Raw genomic sequence first — 19,894 nt, 5'->3', positions numbered from 1 at the left:
ATGATTGCACATATTTTTTAAAAATTTCCAATGATTATCTGCGTTCAGACACGTAAGAAATGAAACATAAGCATCTAAATAAATCAAACATAAACATTTGTGAAAATCTGTGTCATCTGTGGTTAAATTAATAAACAAGGAAATCCAAAAATACATCAATGCAAATCTGAATACAGATTTACACGCATTACTGCTGAAAAAATCTCCTTTTCCTGAAGTATCGATGCAGGAAATAGTGCAGCAGATCAAAGGAAAGCAGGTTGCGGAAAAAAAGTTTCCTTTCTTATTGAAAGAGGGAATTGTTTTTCCACCGCAGCTTAATCTGGAACAGTCTTCATCAGAAAAAACGGCTCTTTATAAATCTGAAATTTTAAGTGGAAATACATTCATAGACCTTACAAGCGGTTTTGGTATTGATGCCTATTATCTGTCTCAAAACTTTGACGATATTACTTTAATAGAGCAGAATACAGAACTTCTGGAAATTGTTGAACATAATTGGAATATTTTGGGCCGTCGCGCAAAATTTATCAACAGAAAACTAGAGGACTTCCTAGCTGAAAACAAAGAAAATTTTGATGTTATTTATCTGGATCCGGCAAGAAGGGACCAGAATAAAAATAAAGTCTTTCTTTTAGAAGATCTTTCCCCGAATATCCTTGAAATCCAGAAGAAATTACAGTCTATTTCCAGTCTGGTAGTCATTAAGCTCTCACCACTGATTGATCTTAAATATCTTATTTCAGTGTTGCCGGGTATTTCACGGATTGATATTATTGCGGTGAAAAACGATGTGAAAGAAGTTGTTGTTTTCCTTTCCAATGAAAATACTGGGAAGATGATCTGCAACTGTGTAAACCTTGAAAGCGGAGAATCTGCCTTTAGCTTCATATTTGGGGAAGAAGAAAATGCCCAATCGGAGTATTCCGAACCTGAAAAATTCATTTATATTCCCAATAATTCAATTTTGAAAGCGGGAATTTTCAATTTAATTTCTGAAAAGTGCAGAATTAAAAAGTTGCATCCTAATACTCATATTTATACCTCTTCTGAAAAGATTGATGATTTTCCGGGAAGAGTTTTTGAAATGGAAACCGTTGATTCTAAAAAGATTAAAAAGAAAGAGCAATACAATATTATTTCAAAGAATTATCCCTTAAAACCCGAAGAAATTAAAAAGAAATACGGATTGAAAGATGGCGGAAATGACTATCTTATTTTTACACAGTCCAAAAAAGGGAAAATTATTTTAAAATCAGTATAAAAATGTTGCCAAAAGAAACAGGATTTCTTAATTTTGGGCAATCAAAAATGAGAGCAGGAAACCTTCGCTGTTTAGTTCACAGAATAGACTAAAATAATGCGGTTCCGTATGATATTAATAAAAAATAAATTTTACATATGAAAAAATTAGTTATATGTTTAGCGATTGCAACGGTAGCGGTAAGCTGTAAAAAAGTTCCGCAAGGTGGAAGCAAAGCTGTTTTGAAACTTGAAGAAGGAGTGGAAAGATATTCTGATGATCATCAGGGTGGAGAAGCTCATGCTACCCATGAAGCGGCTGCTGAACACAAGGAAGACGCTGCAAAACCAGAAGCTGCTGCTCCTAAAACAGACAGTACTGCTGCTGCAAAGCCTGCTGAAAAAAAAGAAGAGGCTCCAAAAGCTGAACACTAATTATTAGTATACCATATAAAAATGCCCTGCTTCTTTGCAGGGCATTTTTTATTTTTAAAGATCATTGATGGGCGGGTACCTGGAAATATCTTTTTCTTTAGAAAATCCTGTGTTTTTACTTGGCCCAGCGGTGCATTTTTTTTAATTTTAGCAAAATAAAATTTTACAATGCAAGAGACATTAAATTACATCAACGAAAACAAGCAGCGTTTCGTGGATGAATTATTTGAGTTATTGAGAATTCCTTCTATTTCTGCAGATCCGGCGTATAAAGATGATGTATTGAAGTGTGCAGATGTATGTGCAGAACACCTTAAAAATGCAGGAGCAGACCATGTTGAAATATGTGAAACTAAAGGTTACCCTATCGTTTTCGGAGAAAAAATTATAGACACTAACCTGCCAACGGTATTGGTTTACGGGCACTATGACGTACAGCCGGCAGATCCATTGGAATTATGGAGAAAACCTCCTTTTGAACCTTATATTGAGAAAACAGAGCTTCACCCGGATGGAGCTATCTTCGCAAGAGGAGCTGCAGATGATAAAGGACAGTTCTTCATGCACCTGAAAGCGTTTGAAGCGATGATGAGAACCAATACACTTCCCTGCAACGTTAAATTTATCCTGGAAGGAGAAGAAGAAGTAGGATCTGTAAGCTTAGGAGACTTTGTGAATGAAAACAAAGAAAAATTATCCTGCGATTGTATTCTGATTTCAGACACACACATCTATAGCAACGAACAACCAACTGTTACAACAGGTTTAAGAGGATTAAGCTATGTGGAAGTAGAAGTGGAAGGACCCAACAGAGACCTGCATTCAGGACTTTATGGTGGAGCTGTCCCAAACCCGATTCACGTATTGTCAAGAATGATTGCGAACCTTATTGATGAGGACGGGCATATCACTATTGACGGGTTCTATGATAATGTTGAGATCGTTTCTGATGCAGACAGAACAGAAATGAATAAACTGAAGGATAATCCTGAAGAATTCAAAAAGTCAATCGGATTGAGTAATATTGAAGGGGAAAAAGGATATACAACCTTAGAAAGAGCTTCTATCCGTCCTACTTTAGACTGTAATGGTATTTGGGGAGGATATACAGGCGAAGGCGCTAAAACGGTAATTCCTTCCAAGGCTTTTGCTAAAATTTCAATGCGTTTGGTTCCTTATCAGACCCCTGAAGAAATAACAGAAAAATTCACAAAATATTTCGAAAAAATTGCTCCGGATACAGTAAAAGTGAAAGTAACTCCTCACCACGGAGGAATGCCTTACGTATTACAAAGCGATACCAAGGAATTCTTAGCGGCTAAAAAAGCAATGGAAACCGCATTTGGTAAAGAAGTATTACCGTACAGAAGCGGGGGAAGTATTCCGATTACAGCCATGTTTGAGAAGGTTTTAGGAGCTAAATCAGTACTGATGGGATTCGGATTGGATTCTGATGCCATCCACTCTCCAAATGAGCACTACGGATTATTTAATTTCTATAAAGGAATTGAAAGTATTCCGTTGTTTTTTGAAAACTATTCAAAATAAATATTGAACTGCATAGTATATATGTTTAAGGCACTTCTCAGAAGTGCCTTTTTTATGAATTGTTGACACGTAATAAAGTAAAGAACAAACTTTAAAAAAGACTGTTATGAAAATTTTTATTTTAGATTTAATTAGAATAAGAATAAAATACAGCCTGTAAGCAGTTAAATTCATTGATAATAAAAGCTTTACTTTTTATTTTCTGTAGAGTTATTTCACTATTCAAGGAAAGTTTATATTTTTAATACAAACTTGAAACTAATGAAAAAAATCTACTCAATCGCATGTTCTTTGTTAGCTATGTTTTGCTTTGCCCAACAGGCAGTGTCATTTGAAGATAACGAAGGGTTTATAGCCGGAAATATTCACGGGCAGGGAGCCTGGATAAGCACTCCAACAGGAGGAAATCCAGAAAATGTCATCCATCAGACTATTAGTACAGATAATGCCACCGATGGCAGCAGTGCTCTTAAGATTGTCAGGGAATCAGTTTATGGGGTTCAGACAGAGCCTGTTATCGGAGGATTTTACAACCTGGCGGTCCCTCTGTTCAGCAACCATTTTTCTGTTTCATTTGATATTAATATGTCTCAGCTTAATGGTTCCGTATTTGGATTTCAGGGAGTAAATAATATCAATGAACAAACTATTATAAGAGTAGATTTTGATAAAACAGGAATTATAAATATTTTAAGCAAAATTTCAGGTGTACAGAGTATAATTTCTACCTCTGGACTTTGGCTCCCTGGGACATGGTACAGATTTAAAGTGGTAGGTACAGCTATGGATATAAGGTATTATCTTAATGATACTTTAATTTATGCAGAAGCTGTTAATGGCCCTCTTGCAATGGATCAACTGAGGTTTGTTCATAATAATGGGCTGGGCATCGCTTATTTTGATAATATCAAGATCAATAATGAACTGCTGCTCTCTGTAAAAGAAGCAAAGGCAAATGCTGAAACATTCACTGTATATCCTAACCCTGTAGAAGATATTCTTTATATTAAATCCAAAGAAAAAGCAGATAAAATTGAAATATATGATACCAGCGGAAGAAAAATGTCTGCAGATTTAAATGAAAATCAGGTAAACGTTAAAAACCTTGATGCGGGAAGTTATATTATTAAGATTGTAACAAAAGTGGGTAAAACTACGGGGAAGTTTATCAAAAAATAATACCTGATAAATCTTAGCATCTGTAAAGCGCTCCAATTGGGGCGTTTTTGTTATTTTAGAGAAATAAATTTGGAAGCATATGTCAGAAAATAAAACAGCATATATAACAGGTGGAACCAAGGGAATAGGTTTCGGGATTGCAAAAATTTTGCTTGAAAATGGAATTTCAGTAGCATTTTCAGGAAGAAAAAGAGAAGACGTTATGAAAGCGGAAGAAGCACTTAAACAGTATTCTGATAACGTCCTGGGAATTGTTTCTGATGTGAGAAGCCTGGAAAGTGAAGCAGAAGCAGTAAAAAATACCATTGAAAAATTTGGTAGGCTGGATTATGTGATTGGCAATGCAGGATTGGGAATATTTAAGCCCGTAGATGAGTTGACTGCCCAGGAGTGGAATGATATGATAGAAACTAATCTGACCGGTGTTTTTTATACCTTAAAAGCTTCAGTAGAGGAACTGAAGAAGACAGAAGGATATTATATTACCATTTCAAGTCTGGCGGGAGCTAATTTCTTTGAAAACGGAACCGGTTACAATGCTTCAAAATTCGGTGTTGTAGGATTTACACAGGCCGCTATGATTGATTTGAGAAAATATAATATCAAGTCTACCGTAATTATGCCGGGATCTGTTGCCACTTATTTTAACGGAAATATACCTTCTGAAAAAGACAGCTGGAAGATTCAGCCGGAAGATATGGGGAACCTGATCTTGGATATTTTAAAGATGAACCCGAGGGTTTTACCTAGTAAAATAGAGTTTAGAGCAACAAAACCAGCGAAATAAGTACATCTAATGTATTGAATAATAATTTAATAAGTATTATGCATGCATAATATATTTTTTATTTATATTAGCAAAAATTAATTCAGCTAAAATCACCACATAAAGTGCTGTGATTTTCTGTCTGGAAGAGAAAAATAAAATAGTACACATGAAACCGTAAGGTTACATATGACCAGATAAAAAAAATTAAGAACAACATATGAAAATATTAGTTTGCATTAGTAGTGTTCCGGATACTACTTCGAAAATTAACTTTACAGCAGATAAATCTGCTTTCGACAAAAACGGAATTCAGTGGGTAATTAATCCGCTTGATGAATTTGCGTTGACAAAAGCGGTTAAACTTCAGGAATCTCAGGGAGCAACAGTAACAGTAATCAATGTAGGTGATGCTGCTACTGAACCAGTAATCAGAAAAGCTTTGGCAATTGGAGCTAATGATGCAGTAAGAGTAAACCTTGATCCAAAAGACAGCTACTCAACAGCAAAAGAAATTGCTGCTGTAGCTCAAAACGGAGGATATGATCTGATCCTTTGCGGAAAAGAATCTATTGATTATAATGGTGGTTCAGTACCAGGAATGGTCGCTCAGTTATTGAACCAGCCTTTCGTAAACGCATCAGTAGGATTAGACGTAAACGGAAGCGAAGCAACTGCAGTAAGAGAAATTGAAGGGGGAAAAGAAACTATTTCTGTTAAATTACCAGCAATTATTGCAGGTCAGAAAGGATTGGTAGACGAAAAAGACCTTATCATTCCAAATATGAGAGGAATTATGTCTGCAAGAACAAAACCTTTGCAGGTAGTAGAACCAACCTCTTCAGAAGTTAAAGTTCAGGGAGTATCTTATGACAGTGTTCCTCCAAGAGCTGCTGTGAAAATGGTTTCTCCGGACAATCTGGATGAATTGGTAAGATTACTTCATGAAGAAGCTAAAGTGATCTAATCTTTAAATTTTTCAATCTTTTAATTTTTAAATTTAAAATAATGGCAGTATTCGTATACGCAGAAAATATAAACGGAGTTTACAAAAAAGCAGCTTTTGAAGCAGTTTCTTACGCTAAAGCAGTTGCAGATAAAGCAGGAGATACCGTTACAGCGATCTCTGTAAACCCTACTGATTCTTCAGATTTATTATATAAATATGGAGCATCAAATGTTATCAACATCAAAGACGAAGGTCTTAAGAATTTCTCAGCTAAAGCATTTGCACAGGCTGTAAACGAAGTGGCAAACGGAAATATTATCGTTTTCCCTCATACTACAGACGCTTCTTCAGTAGCTCCAATGTTAGCGGTAATGAAGAACTATTCTTTAATTACCAACGCATTAGAAGCTCCAGAAAGTCTTTCACCTTTCCAGGTGAAGAGAAAAGCATTCTCAGGAAAAGGATTCATGCATGCAAAAGCTGAAGGAAACGGAGTAATTATTACCGTTTCTCAAAATGCTTTTGGTGTTAAAGAAAATGCAGTATCAGGTTCAGAAGAAGTGAAAAACTTATCTGTAGCTAATGATGATACTAAAGTAATTTCTCACGAGCAAAGTTCTGGAAAATTGGACCTTAAAGAAGCTGAAATTGTTGTTTCTGCAGGTAGAGGGATGAAAGGTCCTGAAAACTGGGGAATGATTGAAGATTTAGCAAACGTTTTAGGAGCGGCTACAGCTTGTTCTAAGCCTGTTTCTGACATCGGATGGAGACCTCACACAGAACACGTAGGACAGACAGGAAAGGCTATTGCCCCTAACCTTTATATTGCAGTTGGTATTTCAGGAGCAATTCAGCACTTAGCCGGAGTAAACTCTTCAAAAACTATCGTAGTGATTAATAACGATGCTGAAGCACCTTTCTTCAAATCTGCTGATTACGGGGTAGTAGGTGATGCCTTCCAGATTATTCCTGCGTTAACAGAGAAAATTAAAGCAATCAAAGGATAAAATTTAATGATGAATAGTCGATTCGTTTTGCTTACCGGTGTTTGGGAAATGTAAAGTTCACTTACGAAGTAAAATTGACGATTGACGATTCAAAATTCTTCACCATACAAATAAAAGCTCGGCTTTCCGGGCTTTTATTTTTGTGCAAAAAAGTGAAATCACAACAAAAAATTAATCTATATTTGTAGCTATGGATTATAAGCAGCTAATTATTCGCGGAATATCGTACAGCCAGACTCAATCGGGGGCGTACGCATTGTTACTGGAGCATGAGGAAACACACATAAAATTACCTGTTGTTATAGGAAATTTCGAAGCTCAATCTATCTCTCTCGGACTGGAAAAAGATATCCATCCACCGCGCCCTCTTACCCACGACTTATTCTCAAAATTTATCGTATCGGCCAATTATGAGTTGGTTTCTGTAATCATTTACCAGATTGTAGATGGGGTATTCTTTTCAAATATTAACTTTAAAAATAAAGTTACTGATGAAGAACTGATCCTTGATGCAAGAACTTCTGATGCCGTTGCCATGGCCGTAAGATTCGATGCACCCATCTTTACCACTCAACAGGTTCTGAATGAAGCCGGAATCCTATTGGAACTGGAAGATGTATCAAGAGAAGAGCAGACGTTTTCAGAAACGGTACAAACTGAAGACAACTTAAAATCCCTTTCTATGGAGGAACTTCAGAAACTACTGGATGATGCCGTTAAAGAAGAAGACTATGACACCGCCCTTGAAATTCAGGAAGAAATCAAGAGGAGGAAAAAGAAAATTGACTAAAAGAGATACTTTATATAAAAATGAATTTAAAATTACGACTGACCATCCTCAGTTTTCTCCAGTTTTTTGTGTGGGGAGCATGGCTGATTACGATGGCAAACTTCTGGTTTGGTACTAAACATTGGGAAGGAACACAGTTTGGAGCTGTTTTCGGAACAATGGGAATTGCTTCTATTTTTATGCCAACCATAACTGGAATTATTGCAGACCGTTGGGTAAACGCTGAGCGAATTTTTTCAGTATTACACATTCTTTACGGGGCTATTCTTTTCATTTTGCCACACTCTGCAGATCCTAATTCCTTCTTTTCGGTGATGCTTGTTGCAATGTGTTTTTATATGCCTACTATTGCTTTGGCCAATTCAATTTCCTACACTATTTTAAAGAATAATAATATGGATGTAGTGAAAGATTTCCCGCCAATCCGTGTATGGGGAACTATCGGTTTTATTGTAGCCATGTGGATCACTAACCTTAGCGGTAATAAAGCAACAGAAGGACAGTTTTATATTGGTGGAGCAGTAGCCATATTCTTAGGGATCTATGCCCTTACTTTACCAAAATGCCCACCGCAGAAACTAATTGATAAAAACTCTCCTTTGTCAGAACAATTAGGATTAAATGCCTTTAAGCTTTTTGGAAATTATAAAATGGCATTGTTCTTCCTGTTTTCTATGCTTTTAGGAGCAGCACTTCAGTTAACAAATGCTTATGGAGATGTATTCTTAAGTGAATTTGCTCATTTTCCAAAATATGCTGATTCATTCGTAGTACAGAGATCTACTATCATCATGTCTATTTCCCAGGTTTCTGAAACCCTTTTTATCCTGGCAATTCCTTTTTTCCTTAAGAAATTCGGTATTAAAAAAGTAATGTTAATGTCTATGCTTGCATGGGTATTAAGATTTGGTTTCTTTGCATATGGCGTACCGGATGGTTTTGGTCTGTCTTTAATTATACTTTCATGTATCGTATACGGAATGGCTTTCGATTTCTTCAATATTTCAGGCTCGCTTTTCGTAGAGACAACTACAGATAAAAAAATCCGTTCATCAGCACAAGGTTTATTCATGATGATGACCAACGGCTTTGGAGCTGTTTTTGGCAGTTATATTGCAGGTTGGGCCATTGATAAATTCTTTACCCACAAGTTTACAACAGCTACAGAATTGTCAACATATCTGGAAACAACGCCGGATAATCCTACATTCCTGGAAATTTTAAAGAATAGCTTTAATGCAGTTGTCAATAAAGATGGAACACTTTCTTCTGCAGTAATGGTAAAAGACTGGCACCAGATCTGGCTTTCATTTGCGATGTATTCATTAGTGCTGGCAATATTTTTTGCTGTTTTATTTAAACATAAACATAAACCTGAAGATGTTTCTTCAGTGAAGCATTAATCATAAAATCATTAAACAATAAAAAATTGCACCTTCTTACAGAGAGTGCAATTTTTTATTTTTAACCATTTGATCGTCAAGCTAAACTACTCATAAGCATAAAATGGGATTCAAAAATTATCATAACGGTAATTTGGTTTTTGTAATTAATCAATATAATCGCTATTCTATTGATTAATATTCAATACTGGAAGTTTTTTATTGTGACTAATGATTGTTAGGGAGTGGAAATGCCCGTTTGGTAACAGATGATTTGAAAATGTGTTTTTTTTTGTATTTTGGCACTTTAGTAAATATGAAAAATATACAGTTATTAGGATTGTTATTAGTGGTTGTAGGAAGTTTTCTGCCTTTGGTACATGTACCCATCATAGGAAACTGGAATTATTGGAAACTAGACCACTATTTGGCTATAGCATGCTGGATTTTTGCTGCATGTGCCGTTTTTGGAATTGTCAATAACAGTGCAAAAATCGTTAGGTTTTTTGGAATCCTGCTTATTCTGTTATTTGCATTCACTCTGGTGGCTGTTAAACTACAGTCTTTAGATTACTTCAGCTTTTTGCCCTTTAAATCATGGAGGGAAGCTTTTGCAGGAATTGTGAAGTTAAAGTGGGGTTGGATTGTAGAATTTCTAGGAGCCTTTTTAATGGTTTTTGCAGGAAATAGTAAAAAAGTAAATCAACGAACTCAAATATAATATGAACCTTTTAAAAGTATCTTTAGCTGGGGTATTATTGTTGATGGCTGTTCAGGTCAAATCCCAGAAAACAGAGCAGAAAAAACCGGATAATCCTGTAAAATGCGCCAATATAAAAGAAGGTAAATTTCTAAGGGCTAATTATCCTGAATCCATCTGGCATATGACTATTAAAGGTAATATTCAGACTGAATATTTTAATAATGGAAAAGATTATATAAAATCTACCCTGGTTTTTATTGATGACTGTAACTATAAGTCAATTGTTATGGAAAAGTCAGATAAAAATGATCCTGCACAGATTGGAGATGTTTTCAATAATAAAGTGATAGCCACTCAGGATAATCTTTTAAAGATCAATATAAAGATTGAAGGCTCTCAATTTGATGTGGTATACATAAAAGTTAAATAAGTTTAATGATAAAGATGAAGTTTAGGCTTCGTTTTCGCTAAAATAAAAATTATATACATGAAAGAAGTATTCATTGTTTCCGCAGTAAGAACACCTATGGGGAGTTTTATGGGAAGTTTGTCAACAGTTCCGGCTACTAAACTGGGAGCTACTGCTGTAAAAGGAGCATTAGATAAAATTGGTTTAGATCCTGCTAACGTTCAGGAGATTTATATGGGAAATGTGCTGCAGGCAGGAGAAGGCCAGGCGCCGGCTCGTCAGGTAGCATTAGGAGCAGGTCTTTCTGTGAATACCCCTTCCACTACAGTAAATAAAGTATGTGCTTCAGGGATGAAGGCTGTAACAATGGCAGCACAGGCAATTAAAGCTGGAGATGCAGAAGTAATTGTTGCAGGAGGTATGGAAAATATGTCTTTGGTTCCTCACTATTATAATGCAAGAGTAGCCACAAAGCTGGGCGATATCAAAATGCAGGACGGAATGGTGTTGGATGGGCTTACAGACGTATACAACAAAGTACATATGGGAGTATGTGCAGAAAAATGCGCTGTTGATTATAACATTTCAAGAGAAGATCAGGATAATTTTGCTATAGAATCTTATAAGAGATCTGCAAAAGCCTGGAGCGAAGGGAAATTCAATGACGAAATCGTACCGGTTTCCATCCCTCAAAGAAAAGGAGAGCCTGTTATCTTTGCTGAAGATGAAGAGTACAAAGCTGTAAACTTCGACAGAATTACAACTCTTCCTACCGTTTTCAAAAAAGAAGAAGGAACAGTAACAGCTGCCAATGCTTCCACATTGAATGATGGGGCATCTGCATTAATCCTCGTTTCTAAAGAAAAAATGGAAGAATTAGGATTAAAACCATTAGCAAAGATCGTTTCTTATGCTGATGCAGCTCAGGAGCCTGAAAACTTTACAACAGCTCCGGCTAAAGCTTTACCTATTGCTCTTAAAAAAGCAGGACTGGAAATATCTGATATCGATTTCTTCGAGTTTAATGAAGCTTTCTCGGTAGTAGGTCTTGCTAATAACAAAATCTTAGGATTAGATGCATCTAAAGTAAACGTAAACGGAGGTGCAGTAGCATTAGGGCATCCACTTGGAAGTTCAGGATCAAGAATTATTGTCACATTAATTAACGTATTGAAGCAAAATAATGCAAAATACGGCGCAGCAGCTATCTGCAACGGTGGTGGCGGAGCTTCTGCAATTGTGATTGAAAATATCTAATATTCTGTTTCAGAGTATATTGCCATTAAGGAATTGATAATTTTTTTAAAATCTTATCCATTTCTTAATGGTTTTTTTATTTTTGTGCTACTAATATTTATTTGAAATGTCTGAAACTGAGAATCGACAGCCCAACAACATAAAGAATAATCCGAAGATTATGAAAGCCTGGGCGGTATATGACTGGGCCAACTCTGTGTATTCCCTGGTTATTACTTCCACTATTTTTCCCATTTATTACTCTATTCTTACCACTGCGTACGAGAAAAAAGAATATGTGACGGAAACCAAAAAATGGATTGATGTCCCGGTAAGACATGCCATCAAAATTTTCGGGAACGAATACCAGCCGGATGCAGTGTACGGATATTCATTAACCATCTCTTTCTTTATTGTAGTATTATTGTCTCCGTTTTTATCCTCGCTGGCGGATACCATCGGAAATAAAAAATCATTCCTGCAGTTTTTCTGTTATCTTGGGGCAACATCCTGTATGGGATTAGCGATGTTTACAGGAATGCATAATGTATTTTTGGGACTCTTATTCAGTATTACAGCGAGTGTAGGTTTCTGGGGAAGTTTGGTGTTTTATAATTCCTTCCTTCCGGATATTGCAACACCGGACAGGCAGGATGCACTTTCTGCAAGAGGATATGTTTATGGATACATTGGTTCCGTTGTATTGGTGGTAATCTGTTTAGTACTGATTCAGGTTTTTGCTAAAGGAGCAGCACAGCAATTACTATTTACAAGAATAAGCTTCCTGCTGACAGGAGCGTGGTGGTTTGGGTTCTCCCAATATACCTTCAAGCACCTTCCTCAGTTTGGAGATGTGAAAGACAAGCTTCCTAAAGATCTTGTATTATTAAACTATAAGAATATCTTCAAAAAACATGAAGAGCAGGGTGGGTTCTTTGAAGTATTAAAGGATAACATGAGTTTTTACAAGGATATTGCCAAAGAAAGCTTCCACGAACTGTATAAAGTAGGCGGTGAACTTTTCAAGGACAGAAACCTGAAATTCTTCTTATCCAGTTTCTTCTTTTACAGTGTGGGAATGCAGACTATTTTCCTTATGGCCACCTTATTTGGAAAAAGTGAAATTAACCTCGCACAGGATAAACTGATCGGAACGCTTTTAGTAATCCAGATTGAGGCCATTATAGGAGCCGTGATCTTCTCAAGGTTATCCAAAAGGATTGGAAACAGAAACGTTATTTCTATTGCTATCTTCTTATGGATCGTTGCCTGTATTTGGGCCTATTTCCTGAACAAGGAAAATCCGACAGTAGAATATCAGTTCTATGGAGTAGCAGCAGTAGTGGGATTGGTAATGGGAGGTCTTCAGGCCATGTCAAGATCCACTTATTCAAAACTACTTCCTGAAAACTCTATGGAAAACACCACCTATTTCAGTTTTTATGATGTATTGGAAAAGATAGCGATCATTATTGGTACATTTATCTTTGCAACATTAATTGAGCACTTTAATAATATGCGGATTGCAGCCTTGTCTATGACATTATTCTTTGGCGCAGGATTGATATTGATCCGGTTCCTGAAGGTTAAAATGAGAAAAGACAGAGAAACACTATAAAAATTAAAAGACGTTATTTTAACGTCTTTTTTTATTTTTTAACTTAATATTAATTTCTGTCCACACAATGGCTAAACTATAAATTAATACAGAAACTTCCTGAATTTGGTGGATTTTTTGTATATTTATATAGAGTTTAAGTAAAGCAGAACCAGAAAAATGATAATTCGGTCCGGGTTTTGCTTATATTCAGCGGAATAATTTTTAACTTTGCAAAAAGATTTATTGTCAATATGACCAACCCTTTATTTTATGCAAAAATAATCCTGTTTGGAGAATATGGAATGATTGAAGATTCCCAGGGGCTTGTTGTACCTTACAGCTTCTACAAAGGAACCTTAAAATTTTCAGACCTGGCTTCAGAATTTGAGCTTAATTCAAACAGGCATCTGCAGAAATATTCAGAATTTCTTACAACGCTTGATCTTTCAGATGACTTTACATTGGATATTGAAAGTTTCAAAAAAGATATCGCCAACGGGCTTTTCTTCGATTCTAATATTCCACAGGGATATGGAGTAGGAAGCTCAGGCGCTTTGGTAGCTGCTATTTTTGAAAAATATTCAATCAGCAAACTGAATCCGGACAACATATCTAAGGAAAATCTTAAAAAATTAAAGGCTGTTTTTGGTGAAATGGAGAGCTATTTCCACGGAAAAAGTTCAGGAATGGATCCATTGATTTGCTATATGAACCTGCCTATCCTTATTGAAAATAAAGAAAATTTAGACAGAGTATCAATCCCTGAAGGACAGGAAGGAAAAGGAGCTATTTTCCTTATTGATTCCGGAATTACAGGAGAAACAGGGCCTATGATTCAGATTTTCTTTGAAAAAATGAAGGCAGAAGGGTTCCGTAAAACGCTGAAAGAAGAATTTATCCGCTACAACAACGCCTGTATAGAAGCATTCCTTAAAAAAGATATGAATCCTTTCTTCAGAAACCTGAAAAAGCTTTCTCACTGGGCATATGAACATTTCCGTCCCATGATTCCTGAAAGTATTTTTAATATCTGGAAAAAAGGACTGGATTCCAATGCTTATTACCTGAAACTCTGCGGAAGCGGTGGTGGAGGCTATATTTTAGGCTTTACCCAGGACTATGAAAAAGCAGAAAAAATGCTTGATGGCTTCCAAAAAGAAGTGATTTACAGATTTTAAACAGGTTGGAAATGAATTCTGAAAAAGAAACTTTCCAATCCAAAAAATATATCTCAAAATCTCTATATTACAGATTTTCACAATTCGTGGGCTTTTTGCTTGGAGCACGTTTTTTTGTAGCTGCCCTTCTTACATTTGCCCTTTACGTTTCTACATTTTTTCTTTTTAATCAGGAAGAATCCTTCAGAAATTTTGTCTTTGATTTCAAAGTACACGGTATTATTTTCTGTACCGTCCTTACGATTTTAGCAGGTGGAATCATCAATCAGTTCTATGATCTGGAGAAAGACCATATTGTAAAACCCTTCAGAACCAGAATTCAAAGCTTCATTAAGCAGAAGTATTTCCTATATGCCTATTTGGGGCTTAGTGCAATTTCGTTAGGAGTAGCCTGGATGATCTCACACAATGTTTTCATCTTTTTTGTAGTGTATCAGTTTTTTATGTGGCTGTACAGTCATAAGCTAAGCAGGATTTTAATTCTGAATAATCTCACTTTTGTAAGCCTCACTTTATATCCTTTCTTTGGGATGATGGTTTATTATGAGACCTTTTCTAAGAAGGTTTTTCTGATGGCTGTTTTTCTTTTCCTGATTCTTTTATGCATAGATATTGTAAAAGATACCCTTACCAGAAGTGTAGATAAAGCATTTGGTTACACTACCATTCCCAATTATTTTAAAAGCAGAAATACGAAGATTATCCTTATCTCTTTACTGCTCATAACGATGGCAGTTTCTATGAAAATTATTATGAAAACCGGGGTTACAGGATTTATGGCTTATTATTTTGCAGGAGGTCTTTTTGTGATGATTCTTTGTATTTACCTCTTTTTAAATTCCACCCGAAAAAGCAACTTCCTTACACTTAATATATTACGATTATGGGTTTTTGTAGGAATTATAGCAATGCTTTTAAACGGAATTGAACACAAATTATAATAAAAATTCTTTAAATAAACTCAGGTTATTATTACCTTTGCGTAACTAAATTTAATAAATAGGAATGCCCATTTTTAATGATACTAAAGTTGCATTTGCAGACAAGACAGATGCACAGTTGAGAAAGGCTTACTGGATGTTTAAAATGATTGAACAGCCCGCTCTTACCAGCCTTGGAACATCCGTTCTGAATTTTACAGTACACAACAACTTTCCGTTTGTTACCGGAATTGTAAAAAACACTTTGTTTGAGCAGTTCTGTGGCGGAGAAACCCGCGAGGAAAGTATGAAGGTAGTAAAACAGCTTTTCAGGAGAGGAGTTGGAAGTATTTTCGATTATTCCATTGAGGGGAAAGAAGATGAAGAAACTTTTGATGCAGTATGCAAGGAAATCAAAGATATCGTAAGATTTTCAGTAGGAAACCCGGCGATTCCTTTTATTGTATTTAAACCTACCGCATTCGGAAGAATTGATCTTTATGAAGCCGTTGGAAAAGGAGCAGAGCTTACTACCAGCCAAAAAGAAGAATGGGAAAGAGTGGTAAGAAGATTTGATGAAGTATGTGCACTTTGTCATGAAAATGATAAAAAAGTGATGGTAGATGCAGAGGAAACCTGGATGCAGGATTCTGCAGACCAGCTTTGTGAAGAAATGATGGAGAAATATAACCAGGAGAAACCTATTGTTTGGAACACAATCCAGATGTACAGAACAGGAAGGCTGGAATATATGGAAGCACACCTTCAGAGAGCAAGAGAAAAGAATTATTTTATCGGGTATAAGATCGTTCGTGGAGCTTATATGGAGAAGGAGAGAGCCAGAGCGGCAGAAAAAGGATATGCAGACCCGATTCAGCCTACCAAAGAAGCTTCTGATAAGAACTATAATGCGGGAATTGACTTTGTAATGAATCACCTGGATAAAGTGTCTGCATTCTTTGGGACACACAATGAGATTTCTTCCGAACTGATTATGGATAAAATGAAGTCCAAATCTTTAGAAAACGGAAACCCACACGTTTATTTCGGACAACTTTACGGAATGAGTGATAATATCACCTTCTACTTGTCTGATAAAGGCTATAACGTGGCTAAATATCTTCCATATGGGCCTGTAAAGGATGTTGTGCCCTATCTTACAAGAAGAGCCCAGGAAAACACCTCTGTTGCCGGCCAGACCGGAAGAGAACTTGGACTGATCAAAAAAGAGCTGGAAAGAAGAAAAAAACAATAATAATTGTTGCTAAAACAAAGGAAGGCCTGCGCAGAATATGCAGGCCTTTTTATTTGAGTTATTTTAATAAAACACCTTATTTATTAAATATTTTATAAGTTGATTAGAATTTCTGGAATTAGTAAATAAAAACATATTGGTGTTTAATATTAATTATACGTTAAAATAATCTAATTTTTATTGCAGATTTGATTTTTAATTTTTATATTTGATAAAGTGATTAAAAAACTAATGCATGAAAAAAACTGGTACGGCTCCATTATTATGTGACAGATTCTTTTGTCTGAAAGAGCCTTCAAAGACCGATTCTTCAAAATTCCCGGATACAGTAATTCAATAAGTAAAAGAGATTAAAATGTATCTCAGGAAATGTCAAATTTTAAAAAATAAATAAAGCAAATAGCTTTAGTTTTCTTCTTCAAATATTTTTTAGCCTGACCTTTTCTTGGTCAGGTTTTTAATAATTTTACTTTTAGTATTTGACCTTTGCCATTGCTAATAACTTTGTATCAAATTAAGATTACTTATAAGAGTTTTTGTTTTTACTTCTGAATATATTTCTGAGTAAATTTTTTGTTATTGATATAACTGATAAGATTTACGGTTCAAAACTTTCAAATTTTCCGTTTTCGTAGAACAGAACAATACGTTTTATTTTATTGGTTTGATTTCCAATAACTTGGCTTAAAATTTCTTCAGGTGAATTTCCTAATCGCTGAGAATCCGATATTTTTTCTGAAGCCTTATCTTGGGCCGGTATAACCGATTCTCCAGGAGATGCCACAGGAAGCTCAGGTTCTGCTTCATCGGCCCCGAATTCATCATCTTCATTTATCATAGTAAAAAGGTCGGGTAGAGGTGTGGTTCTAACCTGATCTTCTTCAGGCTGTTCTTCCTGTACTTTTGTTTCCGGTAACTCCGGCTTCAGCATTTCGCCTTCACCCGTAACCAGCCAATCCCAAAGAAGCTCAGGGAAACGGGATTTTATTTTTATGATAAACTCTAATGATGGTTTATTTCTTCCGGATGTAATATGCGAAATTGAGGAGCGCTGCACATCAATCTCATCTGCAAATTCAGATGGGGTAAGTCGGGAGTACTCTATAACTTTTGAAATTCTTTCATTTAAACTCATAAAAATAAGCCTTTAATTATGTTACAAATGTAATCTTTATAATTTACAAAAGCAAAATACAAATGTAAATAAACTTAAAAAATATGAATATACAAATGTAAATAAATTTCAATTAGTTGTTTTATAGTATTTTACGGTTAAATTACAAATGTTAGTTATTATTGTGACCAATATATTATATCAAGAATAAGATCTAGTCTTAGGAATGTTTTTCTGTTAAATGAACTTCAAAAATGGGTTAATAATGTAAATTTTAACTCTTTTAAAGGCTATTTTAGATGACTTATTCTCTATTTTATTCTATTTACAATGTTAATCAATAATATTTATACCATTCGCGAGTAAAATGCCATAATATAGCTTATAATACTATATAATAGACATCAACACTAATTTATAACTGTAAATTACTTCTGTAAACGTGCTTTATTTTTAGTTTTTTAGATAGATTTTAAGAGTAAACTTTCCTAAATAAATAAAATTAGTTCTAGCTAACTTTCGGTATCCTTTTAAGCGCTAAGTTTATTGCAATTTTTGATGGGTTGGACTAATTTTTTGTATTTTACATTTGTATAATGATGTTTATTACTATGTTCTCCACATTTTATTTGTTTAAAAAATACATACCCATTTGGCCTAAAATAATCATTTATCTACTTCAAGTATTCTTAAAAATAGTATTTAGATAAATTTCATAACTGTTTGAAATTAAACATATTAATTATTAACTATTAAATTATTCGCAATCCACAATTTTATCAACAGACATTTTGTCAATAGTGCCTGTTTAACAATGTTACTTATGTTAATGCATTAAAGGGAAGTAAAATGCATCATTTAACTTTTGTAAACCACGTTCTGTTTACAAAAATTCCTTTAAATTTTCCTGTTTTCATGCTGTTTACAAATGTTATTGCTTATTGTATGCTTTAAAATGGCTAAATTTGATTCCAGTAAATTATTTTCCAGCAATGAATTTTGAACATATCTATTCTCCAACTCCCGATTTCTCAAATCGCTATATTTCCCCTGAAAAATTATTTTCTTACCTACAGACGAATCTCAGCGATTATATTCAGGAGATCGGTACATCCTATTTAGAGAAGCCTATTTACCAGTTAAGCATCGGAACCGGAAACATCCAGGTATTGGCCTGGTCACAAATGCACGGAAATGAATCCAATGCCACACATGCCATGCTTGATCTTTTGACAAGTCTTGATAAAGCTCCCGGGATGAAGGAAGATTTATTCAGTAAAATCAGACTGGACTTTATCTTTATGCTTAACCCTGACGGATCTGAAAGATGGACAAGGCTGAATGCATCAGATATTGACCTTAACCGTGATTTTCATAATGAAGCAAGTAAAGAGATTAAGTTTCTGAAAAAAGCAGCAGCTTCTAAGAAATATGATTATGCATTAAATCTTCATGAGCAGAGAACCATTTTTACTACAGATGGTATTCATCCGGCTACTCTTTCTTTTCTGGCGCCTTCTGAAAATGTAGAACGTACCATTACGGAAAACAGGAAAAAATGTATGGCTGTAATCGGAAGTGTTTATACTCATTTAAAAGAAATGATCCCTAACCAGATTGGTAGATATTCTGATGAATTTTATCCGACTTCTACCGGTGACAATTTTATAAAAGCAGGAATGCCTACAATATTATTTGAAGGTGGACATTTTGTAGATGACTACACAAGAAAAGGAACCAGAAAATATTATACAATTGCTTTATATTATGCATTGAAAGCAATCAGTGAATTGAACTCAGATATTACAGGATGGGAAACTTATCTGCAGATTCCGGAAAACAAGGAAACCCATTACGATATTATCTATAGAAATGTAAGATTGAATACAAACCATGAATGTATCTTGGACATTGCTGTTCAGTATAGAGAAATGAAAGAGGATGGAAAAGATGAGATTTCTTTCATTCCTTTTGTGATGGAAGCAGGGGATGTGAAAAAAAGAAAAGGATGGCTGGAAGTAGATTGTACAGGAAAGAAATTTATTTCTGTTAATAAATATCCGAAGCTGGACTCAGTAGTGGATTTTACAATAGAAGATTAACAATTTCGGCAACCCAACGGGTTGCCGAAATTGTTATTTATGTATTTCCACAAGAAAAATCAAACGAGTAATAAAAGTA

General features: G+C 35.2%; 18 protein-coding genes. 17 read left to right on the top strand and 1 reads right to left on the bottom strand.

Annotated features, from left to right (window positions below; genetic code table 11):
- The first annotated feature begins 118 nt into the window (after positions 1-118).
- The 16 genes from EG339_RS18845 to EG339_RS18770 all read left to right on the top strand — a co-directional run bounded on the left by EG339_RS18845 (position 119) and on the right by EG339_RS18770 (position 16,599).
- On the top strand, positions 119-1,264 hold the full coding sequence (locus EG339_RS18845; RefSeq protein ID WP_123871458.1) for a class I SAM-dependent methyltransferase: 1,146 nt from the start codon (positions 119-121) through the stop codon (positions 1,262-1,264).
- 137 nt (positions 1,265-1,401) lie between these two features.
- Positions 1,402-1,677, top strand: a complete 276-nt coding sequence (locus EG339_RS18840) for a hypothetical protein (protein WP_123871457.1) — start codon at positions 1,402-1,404, stop codon at positions 1,675-1,677.
- Positions 1,678-1,845: 168 nt separating this feature from the next.
- Positions 1,846-3,225, top strand: a complete 1,380-nt coding sequence (locus EG339_RS18835; RefSeq protein WP_123871456.1) for a dipeptidase — start codon at positions 1,846-1,848, stop codon at positions 3,223-3,225.
- Between the two features lie 261 nt (positions 3,226-3,486).
- Positions 3,487-4,404, top strand: coding sequence for a T9SS type A sorting domain-containing protein (locus EG339_RS18830; protein WP_123871455.1), 918 nt, complete (start codon positions 3,487-3,489; stop codon positions 4,402-4,404).
- Between the two features lie 79 nt (positions 4,405-4,483).
- Positions 4,484-5,191, top strand: a complete 708-nt coding sequence (locus EG339_RS18825) for an SDR family oxidoreductase (protein ID WP_123871454.1) — start codon at positions 4,484-4,486, stop codon at positions 5,189-5,191.
- 199 nt (positions 5,192-5,390) lie between these two features.
- Entirely contained in the window at positions 5,391-6,137 is a 747-nt protein-coding gene (locus tag EG339_RS18820) for an electron transfer flavoprotein subunit beta/FixA family protein (protein ID WP_065398045.1), read from the top strand.
- Positions 6,138-6,178: 41 nt separating this feature from the next.
- Positions 6,179-7,126: an electron transfer flavoprotein subunit alpha/FixB family protein gene (locus EG339_RS18815; protein WP_123871453.1), complete on the top strand. Its 948-nt coding sequence runs from the start codon at positions 6,179-6,181 to the stop codon at positions 7,124-7,126.
- A gap of 190 nt (positions 7,127-7,316) precedes the next feature.
- Positions 7,317-7,916, top strand: a complete 600-nt coding sequence (locus tag EG339_RS18810; protein WP_123871452.1) for a bifunctional nuclease family protein — start codon at positions 7,317-7,319, stop codon at positions 7,914-7,916.
- Positions 7,917-7,936: 20 nt separating this feature from the next.
- Entirely contained in the window at positions 7,937-9,319 is a 1,383-nt protein-coding gene (locus EG339_RS18805; RefSeq protein ID WP_123871451.1) for a nucleoside permease, read from the top strand.
- 295 nt (positions 9,320-9,614) lie between these two features.
- A complete protein-coding gene (locus EG339_RS18800) occupies positions 9,615-10,019 on the top strand; it encodes a hypothetical protein (protein WP_123871450.1) in 405 nt (134 codons plus the stop codon).
- A 1-nt stretch (position 10,020) separates the two neighbouring features.
- Positions 10,021-10,431, top strand: coding sequence for a hypothetical protein (locus EG339_RS18795; RefSeq protein WP_123871449.1), 411 nt, complete (start codon positions 10,021-10,023; stop codon positions 10,429-10,431).
- Positions 10,432-10,488: 57 nt separating this feature from the next.
- Entirely contained in the window at positions 10,489-11,667 is a 1,179-nt protein-coding gene (locus EG339_RS18790) for an acetyl-CoA C-acyltransferase (protein ID WP_123871448.1), read from the top strand.
- A gap of 106 nt (positions 11,668-11,773) precedes the next feature.
- Entirely contained in the window at positions 11,774-13,264 is a 1,491-nt protein-coding gene (locus tag EG339_RS18785; RefSeq protein ID WP_066700402.1) for an MFS transporter, read from the top strand.
- A 233-nt stretch (positions 13,265-13,497) separates the two neighbouring features.
- Positions 13,498-14,424 (top strand): mevalonate kinase family protein, encoded by a 927-nt coding sequence (locus tag EG339_RS18780; RefSeq protein ID WP_123871447.1) that lies wholly within the window; start codon positions 13,498-13,500, stop codon positions 14,422-14,424.
- A gap of 11 nt (positions 14,425-14,435) precedes the next feature.
- Positions 14,436-15,365, top strand: coding sequence for a UbiA family prenyltransferase (locus tag EG339_RS18775; RefSeq protein WP_123871446.1), 930 nt, complete (start codon positions 14,436-14,438; stop codon positions 15,363-15,365).
- A gap of 64 nt (positions 15,366-15,429) precedes the next feature.
- Positions 15,430-16,599 carry a proline dehydrogenase family protein gene (locus tag EG339_RS18770; protein WP_123871445.1) on the top strand — a complete coding sequence of 390 codons (1,170 nt, stop codon included), beginning with the start codon at positions 15,430-15,432 and terminating at the stop codon, positions 16,597-16,599.
- Positions 16,600-17,197: 598 nt separating this feature from the next.
- Here the strand turns inward: EG339_RS18770 and EG339_RS18765 are convergent.
- Positions 17,198-17,734 carry a helix-turn-helix transcriptional regulator gene (locus EG339_RS18765; protein ID WP_123871444.1) on the bottom strand — a complete coding sequence of 179 codons (537 nt, stop codon included), beginning with the start codon at positions 17,732-17,734 and terminating at the stop codon, positions 17,198-17,200.
- A 971-nt stretch (positions 17,735-18,705) separates the two neighbouring features.
- Between EG339_RS18765 and EG339_RS18760 the strand changes: the two genes are divergently transcribed.
- Positions 18,706-19,815 (top strand): M14 family zinc carboxypeptidase, encoded by a 1,110-nt coding sequence (locus tag EG339_RS18760; protein WP_123871443.1) that lies wholly within the window; start codon positions 18,706-18,708, stop codon positions 19,813-19,815.
- The last annotated feature ends 79 nt before the right edge of the window (positions 19,816-19,894 follow it).

Source organism: Chryseobacterium bernardetii (assembly GCF_003815975.1).
In the GTDB taxonomy this organism is placed as follows: domain Bacteria; phylum Bacteroidota; class Bacteroidia; order Flavobacteriales; family Weeksellaceae; genus Chryseobacterium; species Chryseobacterium bernardetii.
Note: the sequence above shows the minus strand (reverse complement) of the source record. Positions and strands in the feature narration are given on the sequence as shown.